General features: G+C 56.3%; 17 protein-coding genes. 11 read left to right on the top strand and 6 right to left on the bottom strand.

Annotation, left to right across the window (positions count from 1 at the left end; all coding sequences use genetic code 11):
* Positions 1-3: 3 nt before the first annotated feature.
* Positions 4-1,023: a DUF1207 domain-containing protein gene (locus Poly51_RS00090; RefSeq protein WP_146453329.1), complete on the top strand. Its 1,020-nt coding sequence runs from the start codon at positions 4-6 to the stop codon at positions 1,021-1,023.
* A 14-nt stretch (positions 1,024-1,037) separates the two neighbouring features.
* Positions 1,038-1,697 carry a tRNA (adenine(22)-N(1))-methyltransferase gene (locus tag Poly51_RS00085; RefSeq protein ID WP_246114175.1) on the top strand — a complete coding sequence of 220 codons (660 nt, stop codon included), beginning with the start codon at positions 1,038-1,040 and terminating at the stop codon, positions 1,695-1,697.
* On the opposite strand, the gene Poly51_RS00080 is transcribed toward Poly51_RS00085, so the two are convergent.
* Both Poly51_RS00080 and Poly51_RS00075 read right to left on the bottom strand, forming a co-directional pair.
* A complete protein-coding gene (locus tag Poly51_RS00080; protein WP_246114174.1) occupies positions 1,686-3,071 on the bottom strand; it encodes a COG3014 family protein in 1,386 nt (461 codons plus the stop codon). The genes Poly51_RS00085 and Poly51_RS00080 overlap by 12 nt on opposite strands.
* Positions 3,064-3,747 (bottom strand): penicillin-binding protein activator LpoB, encoded by a 684-nt coding sequence (locus Poly51_RS00075; protein WP_390621739.1) that lies wholly within the window; start codon positions 3,745-3,747, stop codon positions 3,064-3,066. Before Poly51_RS00075 ends, Poly51_RS00080 begins: the two co-directional genes overlap by 8 nt.
* A 338-nt stretch (positions 3,748-4,085) precedes the next feature.
* On the opposite strand from Poly51_RS00075, the gene Poly51_RS00070 reads away from it, so the two are divergent.
* Positions 4,086-4,562: a hypothetical protein gene (locus tag Poly51_RS00070; RefSeq protein WP_246114172.1), complete on the top strand. Its 477-nt coding sequence runs from the start codon at positions 4,086-4,088 to the stop codon at positions 4,560-4,562.
* Positions 4,563-4,725: 163 nt separating this feature from the next.
* Here Poly51_RS00070 and Poly51_RS00065 read toward each other — a convergent pair whose 3' ends face one another.
* Positions 4,726-5,997 (bottom strand): M48 family metalloprotease, encoded by a 1,272-nt coding sequence (locus Poly51_RS00065; protein WP_186775253.1) that lies wholly within the window; start codon positions 5,995-5,997, stop codon positions 4,726-4,728.
* Positions 5,998-6,208: 211 nt separating this feature from the next.
* Positions 6,209-7,156 (bottom strand): outer membrane protein assembly factor BamB family protein, encoded by a 948-nt coding sequence (locus Poly51_RS00060; protein ID WP_246114171.1) that lies wholly within the window; start codon positions 7,154-7,156, stop codon positions 6,209-6,211.
* 232 nt (positions 7,157-7,388) lie between these two features.
* Here Poly51_RS00060 and Poly51_RS00055 point away from each other — a divergent pair, with 232 nt between their 5' ends.
* Positions 7,389-9,032 carry an AAA family ATPase gene (locus tag Poly51_RS00055; protein ID WP_146453325.1) on the top strand — a complete coding sequence of 548 codons (1,644 nt, stop codon included), beginning with the start codon at positions 7,389-7,391 and terminating at the stop codon, positions 9,030-9,032.
* Positions 9,033-9,358: 326 nt separating this feature from the next.
* Here the strand turns inward: Poly51_RS00055 and Poly51_RS00050 are convergent, their stop codons facing one another.
* Positions 9,359-10,309, bottom strand: a complete 951-nt coding sequence (locus Poly51_RS00050; protein WP_146453324.1) for a hypothetical protein — start codon at positions 10,307-10,309, stop codon at positions 9,359-9,361.
* A gap of 109 nt (positions 10,310-10,418) precedes the next feature.
* Here Poly51_RS00050 and glgX point away from each other — a divergent pair, with 109 nt between their 5' ends.
* Together glgX and Poly51_RS00040 are read left to right on the top strand one after the other, a co-directional pair.
* A complete protein-coding gene (gene glgX / locus Poly51_RS00045; RefSeq protein ID WP_146453323.1) occupies positions 10,419-12,500 on the top strand; it encodes a glycogen debranching protein GlgX in 2,082 nt (693 codons plus the stop codon).
* Positions 12,501-12,678: 178 nt separating this feature from the next.
* Positions 12,679-12,975: a hypothetical protein gene (locus Poly51_RS00040; RefSeq protein WP_146453322.1), complete on the top strand. Its 297-nt coding sequence runs from the start codon at positions 12,679-12,681 to the stop codon at positions 12,973-12,975.
* 386 nt (positions 12,976-13,361) lie between these two features.
* Here Poly51_RS00040 and Poly51_RS00035 read toward each other — a convergent pair whose 3' ends face one another.
* Positions 13,362-14,696, bottom strand: coding sequence for an integron integrase (locus tag Poly51_RS00035; protein WP_146453321.1), 1,335 nt, complete (start codon positions 14,694-14,696; stop codon positions 13,362-13,364).
* 424 nt (positions 14,697-15,120) lie between these two features.
* On the opposite strand from Poly51_RS00035, the gene Poly51_RS00030 reads away from it, so the two are divergent.
* The 5 genes from Poly51_RS00030 to Poly51_RS00005 all read left to right on the top strand — a co-directional run bounded on the left by Poly51_RS00030 (position 15,121) and on the right by Poly51_RS00005 (position 19,262).
* Positions 15,121-15,921 carry an RDD family protein gene (locus Poly51_RS00030; RefSeq protein WP_315853647.1) on the top strand — a complete coding sequence of 267 codons (801 nt, stop codon included), beginning with the start codon at positions 15,121-15,123 and terminating at the stop codon, positions 15,919-15,921.
* Between the two features lie 892 nt (positions 15,922-16,813).
* Entirely contained in the window at positions 16,814-17,233 is a 420-nt protein-coding gene (locus tag Poly51_RS00020; protein ID WP_146453319.1) for an ankyrin repeat domain-containing protein, read from the top strand.
* 116 nt (positions 17,234-17,349) lie between these two features.
* The gene (locus Poly51_RS00015; protein WP_146453318.1) at positions 17,350-17,742 is read left to right on the top strand and encodes a hypothetical protein; all 393 of its coding nucleotides are present in this window, start codon (positions 17,350-17,352) and stop codon (positions 17,740-17,742) included.
* A gap of 174 nt (positions 17,743-17,916) precedes the next feature.
* Positions 17,917-18,726 (top strand): endonuclease/exonuclease/phosphatase family protein, encoded by an 810-nt coding sequence (locus Poly51_RS00010; protein ID WP_146453317.1) that lies wholly within the window; start codon positions 17,917-17,919, stop codon positions 18,724-18,726.
* Positions 18,723-19,262: a hypothetical protein gene (locus tag Poly51_RS00005; RefSeq protein WP_146453316.1), complete on the top strand. Its 540-nt coding sequence runs from the start codon at positions 18,723-18,725 to the stop codon at positions 19,260-19,262. Before Poly51_RS00010 ends, Poly51_RS00005 begins: the two co-directional genes overlap by 4 nt.
* The last annotated feature ends 204 nt before the right edge of the window (positions 19,263-19,466 follow it).

The following is a 19,466-nucleotide window of genomic DNA, read 5'->3' as shown; positions in this document are numbered from 1 at the left end:
CGGGTGCATAGACTAATCTTCACAATCTTGACGCTCGTTGTGATCGCGCCAGCGGTGCGCGCTGTTGACGACAGCGATATCAGTGGCGATGAGCTTTTTGGCGACGTCCAGTGGGTGTCAGTCGAAGGCGATCCCGAGTCGCCGCTGTTGTTTCATCAGGCCAAACACAGGCTCGATCTTGCATCGGTGGACTGTGATCGGATTTGCCGTCAAGCGACAGGGGCCACGGTTCGCTCTGATACGTTGCGCTGCGACAATGACCGTCGCGAATACCAAGTCTTGCCCGACGGATTGATGTGGCGATCCTACTTGGCCGGTCCCCAGGAACCGCGGATTGGAACGGTCATCCAGTACGACGCTGATGACAACATTTATTGCGACGCATCGCTGGGCGGTCGTGTCGGGCTGCTGCGTTACGGTACGCTGGGCAGCAAGAACCCTCGTGGGTGGCAGTGGGACTTGGAAGGCGGCGTGATCACCCGTTTGAATGTTCGTGAATCCGAAGACGTTGATTCGATGGACTATCGCATCGGGACACTGATCACGCGTTCGGAAGGCGACTGGCGTTTCAAGTTTGGGTACTTTCACATCAGCTCCCACGTCGGCGACGAATACATCGAACGCAACCCAACGTTCGAGCGCGTGAACTACGTGACCGAGTCGGCGATTTGGGGTGTTGGTTACGTTCCTAGCGAATCGGTTCGGCTTTATGGCGAGTTTGCGTACGCGTTCAGCGTTTCGGGCGGTGCCCAGCCTGTGCAGATCCAAACGGGTGCCGAGTACACGCCGCCGGCCAAGTCGGTGACACGCGGCGCACCCTTTGCGGCGATCAACTTGAACTTTCGCGAAGCCGTCGGATACGACGTGTCCTCGACCGCCCAAATCGGCTGGGGTTTTCAGAGTCTCGAATCGGGCCGCAGGATGCGTTTCGGACTACAGTGCGGTGCGGGGCCGACCAGCCAATACGAGTTCTTCGAACGTCGCGAGGAATACATCGGAATCGGCAGTTGGTTTGATTATTAGTTTCGCATGTTGGGATGACCGAAACGTTGCCGCGACTGGATCAACGACTGAAAGCCGTCGCGTCGCAGATTCGGTGCCGCGTCCATGCTGATATCGGATCGGATCACGCGCACTTGATTCGTGCGATGCTTGCGGCGGGCCGGATTGAATATGGCATCGCGATCGAAAACAAGCGGCAACCGTTTCTGAATTCACAAACGACATTGGCCGGCTGCGAGGCCGAAGTTCGTTTCGCCGACGGGCTTGATGGACTTCAATCGGGTGAAGCCGACGGGTTGAGCATCTGTGGCATGGGCGGGCGATCAGTCGTTGGAATTCTGTCCGCGCATCCCGATCGGGTGCCGCCGCTGGTCGTGATCCAGCCCAACCGCGACGTCGATCGTGTTCGTCAGTGGGGAATCGAAAGCGGCTATCACCTTGTCGATGAAACCATCGCGGTGGGACATTGGCCGTACGAGATCTTGCGATTCGAACGGGCCGACATTGATCGTGATCCGGCCTATGACGGTTTGGATCGCGAAGCCGCGTTGATGTTCGGGCCGCACATGATTCGTCGATGGAGGACCGATTTTGTCGAGCGATTGAAGGCGGAACTCGCGTACTTGGAAGCCCTGGACCAATTGACCGACGTGGCCGCGAAACGACGCGACGTCATCGAGCGGCTACTGGCCTGAGGCGACAAAGACTCGTTCGGCGGGGGCGACGACGATGCGATACGTGTTGCGTCCGTCGACGATGTCCACCGATTCGTTGGACGGCGGGCCGATGCCTTGTCCGCCGAACCCGACGGACTGTAACGACACGGTGTGGCGGCCGACGGGCAGCTCGCTGCGAAAGACCTGGATTTCTCGGGGCAACAGCCCCCAGCATCGTGTGTCGGCTTTTTCGGATCCCGCCCATGCCGACGCCGCGGCGAAATGGAACAACGATCCGGCCGATCCGTCCAAGCCCAACGTGTCGCCCAGTTTCGCGACGGTGGTTTCCTTGGTCACACGCCGCACGACCGCCCGAGCGATCGTCCAAGGCATCTCGGCTTCGTTTTGGCGAGTCGCCAGCTCGCCCACGTCCGTCAGCGTCTGGGTCGCACCCAGCAACTGTCCGCCCGTGCGAACCGCGATCGCCGCGACGGGCGAAGGCGGGATCACGACGGTGGGAATTTTGACCGACGCTATATTGGGCAGCACCGGACCGTCGACACGCTTGCCTTCGGGCGTGTCTTTCTCATTGGTTTCTGCGTTCAGCACGGACGATGCGATCGATAGAGCCGTCGAAGTCGTCGGCGCGGTGGTTTCTTCCAACACGGGGCCGCGTCCGACGCAGGCGATCACGTACAGAACGCCGTGACCGGGTTGGCTGTGCGCGCCGCCGTCGGCCCGAGCGATGTCTTCGCCGGCGGGAATGAATTGGGGTCGCGCCTCGCTGACCAATCGGTACGCATGGGCCGCGTCGTCAAAATCGTGGTGAGTCGCCTCGCGCAGAACGCCTCGCAAGTACGGCGCAAGGGCCAGCGTTTGATAGGCCTCACCGGCGCCCAGCACGCCTCGCGACTCGGCCTCCTGCAACAGTGCCGCCTGCTTCGTGGTCGCCTGCAGGGCGTAGCTTTCCGCGTCGGTGCCGTCGCCGGCTAGCGAGCACAGCGACAACATCGTGCGAATCATGACCTCTTCGTATCCCGCCGGATGGTACGTGCGGGCGCGGTCATCGGTCACCATCGACACCGCGTTGCCGACAACGCTGGACTTCGACGCCCCGTCGAATTTGTCGCGCAGTCCCCGCAAACGACGCTCGGCCGCGCGAACATCGCCGCTTGCCAGTTCGACCATTGCCAAATCCAGCGAAGCCGTGACGGCCTTCCCGCCTCGCTTTTCTGCGAGCGGCGTAAGTGTCTGGTCGGCCGCCGAAAGATCGCCGCTGGAAAACGCCGATCGCGCGTGGTCGATCGAATGCACCGACCGAGCACAGCCGGTCAGGCCCGCGATGGCGAAAAAAAACGTTAGCTTTGCCAGCAAGATGCTCAAACCGGCAAAGTTATCCGACGACCTAGCCATCGGCCTGGTCAAACGGTCCCCAATTCCACCACTTGCCGGCGCGGGTCTTCGAGTAGCCCTTTCGCAGCTTCGCCGATTCTTTGGTGAAATCGCCGGTATGCAGATTCACCATTTCCAGCGTCAGCGTGTAATCCCGCTGGCTGCTCTTGTTGCGATCGGTCGTTCCCGACGTGATCGTGGCGTAAAGCAGATAGTCTACTGGCGTGCCTTGGCGGCCCAGCGTGGCCGCAAAGACGTGGCGGTTTTCGGGCAAAAATAGGGAATCCGGCCGCAAACGAGTCTCGATCAAGGCCGCATCGACCATTCGGCGGCTGATTCCGCGAAAAGTTTCCGCCGTGTTGATTTGGCTGTCGATCTGCTCGTAAATCTGGTCTTTGAAGTCGCCGATTTCCTCGGCGCTCTTGTTTTCGATGCCAATGAAGCACACCGTTGCCGGGCCGGCGGCCAGGGCCGAACCGATTACTCCATCGGGGGATGCGCCGCCGGGGACCCCGTCGATGGTGTTGAAACCGACCGTTTGGATGGTCGGAGGGCATCGTGAGAGCAGTTTCGCGACCGCTTCGTCGACCAACGGGTTCCATGTCGCCGCACCGGCGGCGTGGCTGCCGACCATGTCTTTGTCGTTATTGGCCAAAATGTGGCCATATTGTCGCCCGGCGCATCCCGAGCCCGCCATCACGGCAATCGAGAGCGATCCGGCGACCAAAGTGCGGGTGAACGTCGTGCGATTTCGCGTCATGGATCGGATTTCCGAAAAAAACATTGGGTACTCGCCTTGTCGGCTGGTCGCGAGGTATCAAAATGTGCGATCCGGGGCCCAGATCAGAATCGGCTGTCGACTTTCACTGGCGTTGAAAAAACCGGAACGATCGAGACAATTGGCCGAAACGAATCACTCGACCCGCTCGACCTAGATTGCTTGCTTTTCGCAAATCAACATTTCGATGATGTTGCTTCGCAGGGCTCAGATCCACGTCGCCCCCAACCGAACCTCTCCTGCGTAAGAAACCGCCCATGACTGCTGTCGCCCTTCCGAGTGTCACCGAATCGGAACCCCTCATCGACGCAGCTTTGCCCATGCCGCTGGCGGGTGGCGTGGTTTCGACCGTGCCCACAGTGATTGTGCCGGTGCGGTTCCCGGCCGCAGACGTGGTCCCGGTCGCGATCAGCGACGACGATGATGACGTCGACAGCGATGATGACTCCGATTCCACCGACGACGATGCAGCCGGCGGTGACGATGACGGCAAGGACGATCTAGCCGACGACGACGACGTCGATGAATTTGATGACATCGACGAAGATGACTTCGACGACAATTTCGATGATGACTTTGAAGAAGAACTCGAAGACGACTACGAAATCGAGATCGATGACGAGATTAGCGCCGAATTCGGACTCAACACGGCCGACGATCCCGAAGAAGAAAGCATCGAAGACGACGTCGATGACGACCTGGACGATTTCGACGACTTCGACAACGTCGACTGATCATCGGCCATCCGGTCGCGACATCACGGGTGAGATTCGCCACTTATCGTTCCGAAGGTCCTAACAGCCTGTTGAAAAAGCGGGCTGACCCTCTCCGACGTTTCGAATTCACCGTGTTTCCAGCAACTTCTCCAAAGGGTCAGACCCCCTTTTTAACAGTCTGCTAAGACACTTTTGCGAACGTGTGGATAATTGGCGTTTCGCATTGGGTTCGCATCCATGCGATACGATCGGCCACGCCCGGGTGCATCCACGTCGGTTTGCGGTTGGCCGGTTGGTCGAACGTCACCCGCATCAGTGCGGCCGCCAAGGCGTCGGTGGCTTCCTCGACCGTGTTGGGCACACCGTCGATGCCGCCCGGGCCGCTTCCGATCGAGGCGGCGGTTTGGCAAGCTTGAACGTCGGCATCGTATTCGGTCCGATAGGCGACCCAGCGCAAGATCATCATCGTCAACAAGATGCCGACGACGCTGCCGGCCGCCAGCGACCACGATTGCTGGCTCGTCATTCGCGTCAACAACGCGCCGGCGCCCCACGCCGGTAACACGGCCAACATCCGCATCGGCACGTGCCGCCGTCGCAAGTGAGCCGCTTCGTGCAAGACGACCATCGCGATTTGTGGCCGCGGCAACTCGTCAAGCAATCGGTCCGACAACAGCAACGTTCGCAGCGGTGGAACAAAACCAGCCACCATCGCGTTAAACGCCGAATGGCCTGTGTTCCAACGCACCGCGCGAGTGCGACGAACGCCCGCTGCTTGCATCAGTTCATTCACCCACTGTTCCGTCGGACCATCAATCGATTCGGTCTTGAACAAGTGACGAATCATCCACGGCAATCCCAGAACGACAAACGCTCCGATCGTAACGACCGTCACGATGGCTGACGCCGAGGGGCTAATCGGCAACCGTCCGATCAAGTCCGCCATCCCCAACAAGAACAACACGGGAACAACCAACCAAGCCATCCCGGCGCGGAACGATTGCCAAACCGATTGAACGTGATTCTTGGGGCCCCGCGCCGTGTATCCCAGCAAGGCGCCGTAATAGTGTTCGGCTGACCAAGTCCCCGTTGCGATCGCCAATGCGGGAACCATCAACAGGATCGATTGCAAAAACATCGAATCGGCAACCCAAGGAATCGCCGGAATCGCTCGTGCCAAGCCGAATCCGGCCAAACACAAAACAGCAACGCCCAAACCGATCCAGCGAAAAGCAGCCAGTTGTTTTTCTAACCAATCGGCGCCGGCAAGTGGCTGGATTTTTTCTTCACGCACATAGTTGGCAACCGTCCGCGCGGCCACGTGGCTGAGGATGATCCAGGCGGTGACCATGCCGGCCGTCGCCAGTGCTGCCGAAACCGGGTTGATATCGCCGGGCGGCAACGATCCGCAGCTCAGTGAAACGATCACGACCAAGAAATAATAGAGATGCAAGTGAGAATCCTTAACGGGCATGCAAATGCAGCGAAGCAGCCACGATCAAATGAAAGCGAACGGGTTCGCATCGGCGATCGGGCAGGCATTCAATATAGTGCTTTGTCCAAATTAGGCCCAACAAAACGGCCCGACGAGTACCGCGATCCGGTCAAACGATGCCGATTCTGACGATGGTAAGGGACGCACGGCGAAAACGATCGCAATACTGCTACCGCAACGACTCTCCCACCGTATCCATCAGCACCGAATTCGATACCGCATTCCCGAAGTCGTCGAAGCGATCAAACGTCCAAACCACTTCCTTGGTTTTCGGATTCACTTCCACCAGCAACGGTTGCCCCTTACCGGCGTGGCAATTTCCGATCACATAGTTTCCGTCTGGCAGCACTTCGATGGTCGTGACCCAAGCCAGTCGGATGTCTGCCAAATCGTCTTGTTGAATTTGCCAAACAACTTCTTTGTCGGGCGTCACCTCGATCACTCCGTGCCCGTTCCCCGTTCCGATCAAGGTGTTTCCGTTCGGCAATCGCAGTGCCGAGAAAAGTCGGTTGCCGTATCCTTCGGGGCCATGACCTTTGGCCGGTTCACGACCGAAAAGCGGGACTTCGTATTCCCAAACAATCTTGCCCGTTTCACGGTCATATTCGCGGACCTTGCCGTCCGATTCGTGCGTCACCAAATACGTGCCTGCGTCCGTCGATCGAACCAGTCGCGTGTCGGTGTGCGGATCCGGATGGTCGACGGTCAACGGAATCTCTTTGACAATCTTTCCGTCGTCGTCGACTTCGATGATTCGCGCAGCACCCGATTCGGCGATCATGGTGTTGCCGTTGTCCAATCGTTCGAAGGCGTGGACTTCGATGCGTTTGCCTTCGTTGCCGCCCTGAGTGGCCGAATCGTACGACCATTCCATTGCTTTGGTCGTTGGGTTGATTTCGACCACATTGGTGGGGCCCTGACGCGTCAGGATGTTGCCGTTGTCGAGCACGTGCAAATCATGGATTCCGCCCCACCGCATTTCCCAAGTGATATTGCCGTCGGCGCCGACGATGACCAACCGATTGTTGCCTTGCAGCATCACTTCATGATCGGCGAACAGAAGCGAAGGCGTCCAGACCAGGGCGACGGCGGCAATTGCGGACAGTATTCGAAGCATCGTGGATCTCTTCGTTTGCATGGGCGGGGCGTTTTCACAGACCCACTAGACTAACCTTCCCATCGATCGCTGGCCAACCGATTCGGCGGGCATCGGGCGTGTTTTAGCAGGCTGCTAGGGTTTGAAAATCTTTTGTTTTTCAATCGCCTCGCCGTGATCGTTTGTTAGCCATTACACTGGTCCGGTCCCGATCAGCGAATTTTTGCACCCCTATTCTTTTTCACATCCTTTCATGAACGACGTTGACGAAACTCGCTTGATCGGAATGCTGCGCCGGGTGATTCGCGACTGCGGAAAACTTTACCAGCAGTGCGGGAAATGGATGGTCCGCCGCTATCCGACGATGATCGAAGGCCGCGTCGAAGACTTTCCCGCCTTGATGGACGATCTGCATCGCGGATTGCTGGTCAAGGTCTACGTCACGATCGTCCGCGCCGACGATCGGTGGACGGGGCCCGAAAAGAAAGTCGCCGCGGCGATGATCGAGCACTTGTGGGGCCAACAATTCCACGGCAGCCAGCTTCGCGAAGCCGCCACCGGTTTGTTCCAGCAAGCCGATCAATTGTCGTGGGAAGCCCTGGTGGCACCGTTCGTCCGCTACGCGCCACTGGCCGACAGCAAGGCGCAAGTCGAAACGATCGTGATGCGGTTGGCCAACCTGGTCGCCAAATGCGACGGGCAAACGATGCCCGAAGAATCCATCGCCCTGCACACTCTGCAACGCGAAATCGACGCCGCACTGCGACCGGCCGACCCGGCATCGACACTGGCCAAATTATCTTCGCCGATCGGCACGAACTCGTCTCACTCGGGTGCTTCGGCTCACGCCTACCAGCAAGCGCAGGCGACCTCTCCGGGCGATACCGCGGCGACGCCGGCGATTGATCGCGACGAACGTTTGCGAGCGGCGATGTGCGAATTGGAATTGCTGGTTGGATTGGGTAACGTGAAGACGCGAGTGAAGAGCTTCACGAATTTCCTGAAACTGCAACAGCAACGTCGCGGCAAGGGACTGTCGACGATGCCCATCAGTTTGCACATGACGTTCGTCGGCAATCCGGGTACCGGCAAGACAACCGTGGCGCGAATCGTCGGCCAAATTTTGGGAGCCTTGGGCACGTTGCCGACCGGCCACGTTGTCGAAACGGATCGCAGCGGATTGGTTGCCGAGTACGCCGGACAGACGGCGACGAAAACCAACAAGCTTTGTGACTCGGCGATCGGTGGCGTGCTGTTCATCGACGAAGCGTACAGTTTGATAGACGCATCCGGTGATGACGCGTACGGCCGCGAGGCGATCCAAACGTTGCTCAAACGGATGGAAGACGACCGAGACAAGTTTGCGGTCATCCTGGCCGGATACGGTGACGAAATGGCAACGATGATTCGTTCCAACCCGGGACTTTCGTCTCGTATCAACACCACGATCGAATTCGACGATTACACGCCCGCCGAAATGGGAAGGATCTTCGAGGCAATGTCGGTGTCCAACGACTACGCGCTTCCCGCCGCCGCCCGGCATCGGTTGCTGGTCGGACTGAACCAACTGTTTACCCAGCGCGATCGGCATTTCGGCAACGGCCGATTGGTCCGCAACGCGTTCGAGGACAGCGTCCGGCGACTGGCCGATCGCATCGCTGACGTGACGGAATTGTCGGACGATTTGCTGACGACGCTGACGGCCGGCGACATAAGTGTGCCCGGGCTGACCCCGGCAAAGTTAGACACGATCGTCGCGGCGACTCATGAATTGAGGATGGAATGCGAAGGCTGTGAACGCCGCATCCGCGTCAGACCCGAATCACTCGGCGCACGAGTCCGCTGCGGCAAATGCGACTTCATCCAAACCGCATCGTGGGCCGAAATCGAATCGTAGGCGACGTGTGGACGATTCAAAGCGTTGTCTCATCCAAAGCATGGGTGAGCCGGTGGCCGTAAGGCCTCGGGTATCGTGAGTCACCCGGCCGCTTACGAGAACGTCCGGCTTAGGTGATTCAATTTTTACCGTGCTTTGTGACGACTTCACTCTCCCTCGGGACAGTCGACCCTAAGCGAGGAGAGGGCAATGATACTGGAATCCTCTTCTCGCTCAGCAGCATGTTGAAAATGGAGGGTGAAGCGAAGCCGGACGTTCACTTACGCGTCGCGGGTCACGAAATCGACAAACCTCGTGCGCCGTACCGCGAATCCAGAACGCCCGCGTTAGCGACAACGAATCAAGTTGTCGCGGTTGATTTTTTCGCGTCGGATGGTGGGTTCGATCGCTGCTAGAAAACGATCCGCGTCGACGGGATAGCCGGCCGTGGGAGTCAACGTCTTGCTTTTGTCGCGATCGGCAAAGTAGCGATTGAGCGACTGCATCAAACGTTCCCGCAGGTACTTGGCGTGCATCGACGACAACGCAACCGGCGTGAACGAGTCGCCCTTTACCGTGAACGCGATGTCGATCGTCTTGCCGTGCTCGGTCAATCGATAGGCACTTCGTTGTTTCGACTCGGCAATCACCGCGATGGTCGCATCGGGGAAGACGTGGCCCAACACACCGCTGTAATAGCGACGGCCGCCATGGCGATCGCAATACACGACGACTTCCCGTTCGTCAGCGGCGTGTGAATCGATCATCGACTTTGCCAGACCGATCGTCGACTCGGACAGCAGATCCGCCTTGTTCATCCCGTCGACGCACGCTGCGTTAAACCGTGACGCTGTGATCACGCGGCACCGAACGTCAACAAGCCGATTGGCGTTCGACTTCCAAGTGGCCAACAACGGTTTCGTCTCGGTCGGCGACAGGTAAGCTTCGTCGCTCAGATCCCGCAGCCACGGCGTCCCTTCGATCGATGCGAAATCATCGGCAGCGATCGTCATTAGCATCTCACGCAGCCCCATCGTGGCTTGTCCACACCAATGATGGCTGGCGCTGACGACGGCGTGCAGCACGGCCAAACCGGCGCCCGGCTTGTAGACCGACTTCGAATCATCGACTTTGATTTTCAGGGATCCCAGCCAGGCCGGTTCGCGAAGGATCGCAAACGCAGCGTCGATGGCGTCGTGATTCAACCCTTCGCCAGGAATTTTCCAAGCGGTTGCGGCGATGACCAGCGGCCCCAGCTTGGGTCCATATCCCGCTTCATCGGTGGCGATCAACAACATGGCAGGGCGATAGGACGAGAAAGAAGGGAAACCGCCGCATGTTGGCAAACCTACGCCTCGCCGGCAAGCTATCCTTGGATCGAATCCCGCTCTCCCGGCCTGAAAAATCATGACTTCGATCCTACCTGGCAAGACCTATCCGCTTGGCGCATCCCTGACACCGGCCGGATGCAATTTTAGCGTCCACTCGAAAAGCTGCCATTCGATGGAGTTGCTGTTGTTCGACGATGTCGACGACGCCGCGCCCGCCCGCGTGATTCCGTTGGATCCCAAGCGGCATCGCACGTTTCACTATTGGCACGTGGAAGTCGCCGACGTCCGCGTCGGCCAGGTGTATGCCTTTCGAGCTCACGGGCCGTACTTGCCCGAACATGGATTGCGATTTGATGGCCAGAAGCTGTTGCTCGATCCCTACGGTCGCGCCGTCGGCGTCCCCGAAGCGTTCGACCGCCAAGCTGGATCCTGCGCCGGTGATAATACTCCGTTCGCGATGAAGAGCGTCGTGGCCGACCTGTCGACGTACGACTGGGAAGGCGACTTGCCGCTCTATCGTCCCTTCAACAAGACGATCATTTACGAAATGCATGTGGGTGGTTTCACCAAGCACCCTTCGTCGGGCGTCGAACCATCGAAGCGGGGAACGTACCTGGGTTTGATCGAGAAGATTCCGTACCTGAAAGAACTGGGCGTGACGGCGATCGAACTGTTGCCGACGTTTCAATTTGATCCCCAAGAAGCCCCGCCCGGTTTGACCAACTACTGGGGATACAATCCCGTATCGTTCTTTGCGCCGCACATTGGCTACGGCACCACCAACGACCCTTTGAAAGTCCTTGACGAGTTTCGGGACATGGTCAAGGCGTTTCACCGCGCCGACATCGAAGTCCTGTTGGATGTCGTGTACAACCACACCGCCGAAGGCGATGCATCCGGACCTACGTTCTGTTTTAAGGGTTTTGAAAACTCGGCGTACTACATCTTGGACAAGAATCCCTTGGCCGGGCACGACCGCAGTCGCTATGCCAACTTCAGCGGTTGTGGCAATACACTCAACGGGAACCATGCGATCGTGCGACGAATGATCCTTAGCAGTCTTCGCTATTGGGTCGAAGAAATGCACGTCGATGGATTTCGATTCGATCTCGCTTCGGTCCTCTCACGCGATACCAACGGCCAGCCACAAGCCGACCCGCCGATCTTGTGGGACATCGAAACCGATCCGGTGCTGAGCGGTACAAAATTGATTGCGGAAGCCTGGGATGCCGCGGGGCTTTATCAAGTAGGTAATTTCTTTGGCGACCACTGGAAGGAATGGAACGGGCATTTTCGCGACGATGTTCGTTCGTTCGTCAAAGGAGACGAAGGCCATGCCGGAACGTTCACGAAACGGTTCCTTGCCAGCCCCGACATTTACGGGCACCGCAATCGCGAGCCGGAACAGAGTATCAATTTTGTGACCTCGCATGACGGGTTCACGATGAACGACTTGGTTACCTACAGCCAGAAGTACAACGACGCCAACAACGAAGGCAACCGTGACGGGCACAACGAAAACTTGAGTTGGAACTGTGGCATCGAAGGCCCGACCAAAGACGCCACGGTCGAACGGCTTCGAATCAAACAGATCAAGAACTTCTTCTCCATCAACGTCCTGGCTTTCGGAGTCCCAATGTTATTGATGGGCGACGAAGTGCGACGAACCCAGAACGGCAACAACAACGCCTACTGCCAAGACAACGAAACGAATTGGTTTGACTGGTCGTTGTTAGAAAAGAACGCGGAAGTACACCGATTCGTCAAAACGTTGATCGAGTATCGAAACCGTTTGCCCGAACGGACAGATCCCGATGCCAGCCTGAACGAAGTGATCTCGCGTTCGCGAGTCCGGTGGCACGGCACGCAATTGGATCGACCGGATTGGGGCAACTCATCACGCAGCGTCGCATTCACGATCGAAACCAACGAAAAGTGGTTTCACTTGATCTTCAACAAGTATTGGGAAGCGATCGAATTTGAATTGCCATCGCCGCCAGACGGTTTCCAGGGTTGGCAACGCATCATCGATACCGATCGCCCATCACCCGACGACATCGGCGAGGGCCGACCGATCAAGCACGCAAGCAAATGCGCCGTCTCCGATCGATCAACGGTCTTGTTGACGTCGACGAAACTTGACACCCAATCTCGCTAGCAAAACACTTACGCGACCAAATCGTCTCAGTGCCGGATCCTGCGGATCGAGATTGTCGGAAGTCGCGTTCGCAAGTGATTGAAAAAGGTGACGCAACCTACCGGAAGCACTGGAGCCACGCCGGCAGCCCATACGATTCGCCGTCACCGCCAACCATCCAAACGAACGCCCGTCAATCGTGCGCTACGGACTCAAAACGACGCAAGAGAAAAAACGGTCAGGAGAGAAAAAAGGTCATTCAACCAATTCGGCTCCTGATACTTTTTCCCTTCCGACGGATCTGGACCCCAAGGAGTTAGCCGGCATCGGGTTTCGAAAGATCGCCGGCTCCGAACTACTGTTTCGTCCCAACACGCTTGAGAACGAGTATTCGGTGCTGGGCGATAGCCGGGACCCGATGAGCCTGCTCGTCGCCGAGGACGCACAAGATCTCGTCGACCAGCAGTGGTCTGGTCTTGATGATTCCGGGGTGTAGTACGTTGACGATTGGGGAATCACCATACGGCGACTCGCGATCTCAAGAAGTTTTTTGAAGAGGATGCGTGAACCGACGGACGGACTTAGGACCGGTAGCAGCACGGGGAGGCGAGGCAGGCCCAGCATGTTTCAAGAATTTGCTTGCATCGCGTTTGGATATCGGAAAAGCTTAAGCATCCGAGGGTGGCGTTTTACTCGCATCGAACACCGAAACCGATCGCTAATCATCTAAGCCCACCAACAAAAAGGCGACGTTGAAGTCACCCAAGTAGACGAAGTCCGCCCTCACCTCGGGTAGACCGGTTGTCAGTGATCGTCCCGGTCGACGAGGACGCAAATCAAATGAGAACGCACTCAATCGCCAACGTGATCTTGTTACGCTCGCTACCCAAGCGTGTCCATCGGGCTCTTGAGGTCAACACCGAACTTCTGACTGATATGGATGTAGTCCATGGTCGTTTGAATGTCTTTGTGCCCCATCAGTTTTTGAACCGTCGTGATATCCGTTCCCGCTTCGACGAGGTGAGTAGCGAAACTGTGTCGCAGACTGTGCGGAACACCGTTCTTTACGATCCCAGACATTTTCAATGCCGCCTTAAACGCATTGGCAAACTGCTCCTCAGCAATATGGTGACGCCATGTCTGTCCGCTCCGTTTGTCTAGATTTCGCTGCCGTGACGGAAACACCCACTTCCAACCCACTTCTTGGCCCGCGTTGGGGTACTTCCTCGCTAGCGCGTACGGCAAATAGACCTGCGTGTAACCGGCATCGACATCAATTCGGTGCATCCGATGGGCATATTCAATTTGACGTTTCAAATCCTCCACCGCACGCTCCGGCAAGAACGTAATCCGATCCTTCTCACCCTTGCCATCACGGATCACCAAGTGACCTTCATCGAAACAGACGTCCTTGATCCGCAAACGACGGCACTCTTTGTGTCGCAGGCCGGCGCCGTAAATCAGCAAGAACATCAGCCGGTGTACTCCAACGAAATGAACCAACAACTGTTCGATCTCCGATCGGCTAAACCAAACCGGGATCGAGTCGCTTTTTTTGGCGCGGACCGCATTGAGAAATCCAAGCTGCTTGCCGAGCACGCATTGATAGAAAAACAGCAGGCCCGATTGGGCTTGGGTTTGGGTGCTCGCCGACACGTTACCCTCCACTGCCATGTGGGTCAGGAAGGCACCGATGTCTCGGTCCCCGAATTGCTCCAGCTCAACGGAGCCGACAAACCCCGAGAAACGTTTTACCCAACGCACGTACGCTTTTTCCGTCGCTGCCGCGTAGTGCAACACTCGCATCTCCCCCCGCATCGTTTGGATAAAAATCGGTTCGCTGCGATTCAAATTGCCACGCAACTTGCCCAATTCCTCTTCAGTGGGCGGGGCCTCCAAAGGCAGGTTCCGCTCCTGGCATCCTAATCGTGCAAGCGTTGCGATCACTTGCGAGAGATCCGGTTCGGAGCAACCCAGCACCGAGGTTCGATAGAATTCGATCGCCCGTACCGCCTGCCAACGCTGCCAAGCCGGGGCGCCGCTGGCCAACAAACTCCGGGAAAACTTCAGCACCGAGCCCAAATTAACGACAAGATCGTCTTCCAATCCGTTGCGAAAGCTCATTGCATATCGGCGTAGCCATCGGGGGAACCAAGCTTGGTCATTTTCGCCCAGGCGATCACCCAGAATTTCCCGTTCGAACTGAGCCACTGACATCCAAGCTCTCCTTTTCAACAGCCAAAGCAACGCCAAATCCGTGACTGCCCCCCTGAAAACACATGTCGAGGGATAATGTCAAAAAAGATCGGCTGACACGGGTAGTAAAAGGAGTGTATACTAATACACCCCCGCTCGGTACCCTCTTACACCCCGACTCACCGGGGGATAACTTAGTTGTTATCGGACTGACTCCTCGTATGTTAAACGCGTTTGGTTGCACAGGCGATTGCTGCAACGCTCGGTCGTACGATTGTCGTTCGGCTCTTGTGTTAGCAATTCGGCGATTCAAACGTCTTGATCCTCCGTTGACGATTGCCACAACCCACGCCGCCAACATTCCTTGACCGTATTCGCTGCTGTCGTTTGCTGATCCAACGACAACGTTATTGATTCTTCGTTTACCGTCTGTAAACGCCGTCGTATGACAATGCCCGTTTACTTGCCGACCCGGTCAATGCCCGATTGCTTGCCGCGTGAACCAGCGCCCGCTAAACTGTGGCGGCGTGGTCGTCACTGCCCGGCACTCGATCAACGCCCGTCCATAAATGCCGATAACCAACACATGCACCGGAGTGGCGGTGGTCACGTTTCTTTGGAATCACGTCAATCGCCGCCACCCGGTGATGTGAGACGTTATGCGACAGATACTCGGACCAATAGGAACGTAAATTTGGGTGACAACTCGCTAGGAGACGCAAACTACTACGAGCCGACAGACTACGCAGGTTTCGGTAAACGACTAATCGCAATGTTGATTGACTCCATCGTGATTGTCGTGATCGGGATTATATTGTGGATGCCATTCCTTGTTTTGATTTTGTCCGAGGTCATTCAATCCGACCCGAGTGGCATATTCTTGCTCGCATTTCTGGCTGCAATCTGGGTCTATCTCGCACCAGTGAAAAGATCAAATTTCGGAACTATTGGATACCGACTACTGGGAATCAAACTGGTGTCAGCGAAGGGTGGACGTCCCTCGTTAATCAGCATGACAATTCGGATGATGATGTGGATGTTTGGACCGTTTAACCTTGTTCTAGATCTTTTGTGGCTTGGTGCGGACACAGAGAGCCAATCCTTGCGTGATTGCTACCTCGGCACGTACCTCATAAATCGGAATGCCACTCCCATTGGCAGTGGTCCCGTTCATTTGACGCGATACAATGCAATGGGTTTCGCACTCGCCTATCCGCGAGTTTGTCGCCCAAAACAAGTCGCATAACCATCGCGTGAACCGGAGCACGCGAGCCAGCGTTTTTTGGAATTGAGAATCTTCCGCGCGTGCCCGGTTACGCGTAACGTTATCCGAATCGATCTTGTGCGCCCTAAGATGGTCTTGATTGAGCCTCAAGAATTGGTTCGCCAAATTTCAACCGCTATCTTGGAGCATTCTGTGTCCCGAATACAACGAATCGCTGAACGGTTGCTGCCGTCGCCATGGTTTCAATCCATGCAGGCGTCATCCCAGCAATGGATGATTCAATGCACTAAATGCGAATCTGAAAGGTCTGTTTGGGATGCCGGCGGCATTCGTTGGGGTGCTGCGTCCGTTGGAAAACGTATCATGGCCGCATGCTCATCTTGCCGGGCCGTTGTCCCCGCAAGGTACTACTATCGCGACTCCTCAGAGATCACGGCTGGTCACAATTCAACGAATGTCGGCGGATAACAATGCCGTGCACACGGAGCACGGCTTGCATGTTTTCACAAATGGAAAGTCGTCTCTCCGTGCCCGGTGACGGCGGACGTTCATCGGACCTATTTCCCGACATCAGGAATATGGTCGTCCGAATGTTCATCCGCGTACACGGTCACGCCGTTTTCGTCGATCACGACTTTGTGCGACCTGCCCGTAACACACGGAAATTCATCGAGACTTTTGACGCGAAACGTTTTCGGTGCCCTAACTGCGTACCCTCTGGTTCGCAACGCCTGCCATACCGCAAGATCATCGACCGGACGCCGATATGACACTTCCCCGCGAGGGTCAAGTATCTCGACGATTCTGGCCGATGAACAATGCGATGCATCGGAGTCGCGTGAGGCTTGGTTTGACATGGTTACTTTTCCTTTCGCGACCCGATGATCGCTGACGTTCATCGACAAACTGACACATGACCCGTGATATTGACGATCCTCCGACTCGCTTGTTAGTCGCGTTGACTCAGGGTGATCGTGACGCGGCGTTGGCTGCGATTTATACTGGTGACGATATTAACGCTCGCGACCATCGGCCAATCATTGGCGATCAAACGACTGCCCTCCATCTCGCAGCACTAGACGGCGATCAACTCTTGATTCGAGAGTTGATCCGCCACGGCGCGGACGTTGATGCCCAATGTGGCACTGGTCAAACGCCCCTGTGGTTCGCATGCAATGGTGGGCACTACGAAGCGATCAAGGAGTTGCTCGCTAGCGGTGCAGATTATACGATCACGAACAACGACGGGTACACTCCTCGGGACCGCATCGCGGCTTCTGATCCACGTATAATTGCGATGCTCGACGACCACGTCGCACGAAAAGGGCGATGAACCATGCGTTGGACACGGAGCCGCGGGCTGCGCGTTTCATGAAATCAAAGTTGGTTGGCCGCGGCCCGGTCAACGCCGACGTTCGGCCACTCAACTGATTTCCTGACGCTAACTCAATGACGATTCCAAAGGCAGCATTGGAACTCCAAGCCAAACTGTCGGACCAATGGGCTGACCGTTCTTGGGACGAACTCGAAGAGACGTACGGCACACCCCTCTCGCACATCGAATATGCAATACTCCCAGCCGAGGATCGTACTGACGTCACTAAGGCGTACACCGATGTCAAGCAATACATCCTCGACGAACACAACGTCTACTTCCTGCGACACGTCACCGGCGCTGTACATCTCACATGTAGTCACGTAGACGACTACGTCATCATCGACGATCAGAACCGTATCGCCTACGAGTCCCATGCGGCGCGCAGCGTGGGAGTGGCGACGCGATTGATCTTGGCTCTGCGCAACTTTCTCCGACGTTGGGATATTGGTCGCGACCCGCTATGATGACGTGGATCCGCTACCCAGCCTTCCCCATTAATCGGGCCGAACCATGACATGCAACGGAGGACTCGAAAGCGCGATTGGGCAGTGGTTGCTCATCCGCTCGTCCCCGCTGATGTCGGCCGTTATTCGGCTTACCCCAACTAAACATCCTGAGCTGAAACTGAGCATCGAATTGTGCGCATCGTTTTCTGGAATGTGAAACGCAAGGACTTGACCAATCTTGTGTGCGATATGGCCGCAGAAAACGAAGCGGCTATCGTTGTTTTAAACGAGTGCAAACTTCCAATCGGTGATACGCTGGGTGCCTTGAAGGCAAATGTTGACAACCGTTTCTTCATTCCGGAATCAAATTCAGAGGATCGGTTTCAATGTTTTTGCAAGTACCCAACTCTCGACCTCTCTGAGGTTCACAAGGGGTTCCGCACGAGCGTGCGACGATTGAAGCTGGGAAACCGAATCGCGCTGCTCGGGCTCGTACACGGGGTCGACATCCGCAACTACGATGCTGAAACCCGTCAGGCATACGCCCAAAGCTTGGCTGACGAAATTCGCTTTGTAAAAACCGAACAAGCTACAAACCATTTGATACTACTTGGTGATTTCAACATGAATCCCCATGACAGAGGCATGAATCTTGCCATGGGGCTAAACGCAATGATGACAAAAGAATGCGTTAAGGCTGGTGATCGAACCTTTCTGGGTAAGCAATACGAATTCTATTACAACCCAATGTGGAGCTTGCAAGGTGACGGTTCCGATGGTCCAGCGGGAACCGTTTACGACACGAGTAGTCAGGGACCGTATGGCTGGAATATGCTCGATCAAGTTATTGTCAATCATTCAATCGTCGACGATTTCCGCGGCATAGAGATTCTCACGCAGGCTGGTCCGAATCGCCTTACTGACGCGAGAGGTCGGCCGGACGCGACTAGTGCGTCCGATCACTTACCCATCGTCGTAACACTTAAGGGAGTAACACCGTGAATCAGTTTTGGCCATACGACCTTAACCTCGACGACACAAGCAGTCCGCACGAAATCTTGTGTGACGCCAAAGAAGAATGGGCCGAGCAGAGTGGTGGACTGTTGGATTTGGTAATTCAGGAGGCTGAATCTACCAGCGGCCACGACATGCTGATTGTGCACGCGAAACATGTCCCGTCGAACCGAACCGTGACGCTATTCTCTGTTGTCCACAGGTCTGACACTCCATACCCGGCGCGGATTCAACCAAGGGACGATGAATTGCCAGACCTATTCAAGAAGTCATATTACCGTCCCGGAATTGGTGACATGTCTGCGGCGCTCGGAGGCGTCGCTGGACGACAAGTTGAAAACAAATGGGTCTGCGACACTCCTGCTGAGTTTCGATCGAAACTGAGCAAAGTGTTTGACCTTGGTGTTTTAAAATCAGAAGTTTTGAGCCTTATGGCTGGCAAAGACACTTCGGAGGAAAATGCAGCGAAAGGCGAAACTCAAATTGACAACGCGTCCAGTGACGAAGACCAAACTGCCGAATAACAAAACGATGAACGCGGAGCCGGCGAACACGCGTTTTCAAAATGGAAGATCAACCGCGCCGGCCCGGTTATCGTTGACGTTCGCCAGAATATATTCACAAACCTAGATTTGAAATGGAGACTTCAATGAACCGGACAGCCATATTCACCCTATTGACGATGCTTATTGGTGTTCCGTCGATCTTGGTCGCGGACGAACCAGAGC

Origin of the sequence: Rubripirellula tenax (genome assembly GCF_007860125.1) — a bacterium.
Lineage (GTDB): Bacteria > Planctomycetota > Planctomycetia > Pirellulales > Pirellulaceae > Rubripirellula > Rubripirellula tenax.
The sequence above is the reverse complement of the archived record's forward strand: the minus strand, read 5'-3'. Positions and strand labels throughout refer to the sequence as shown.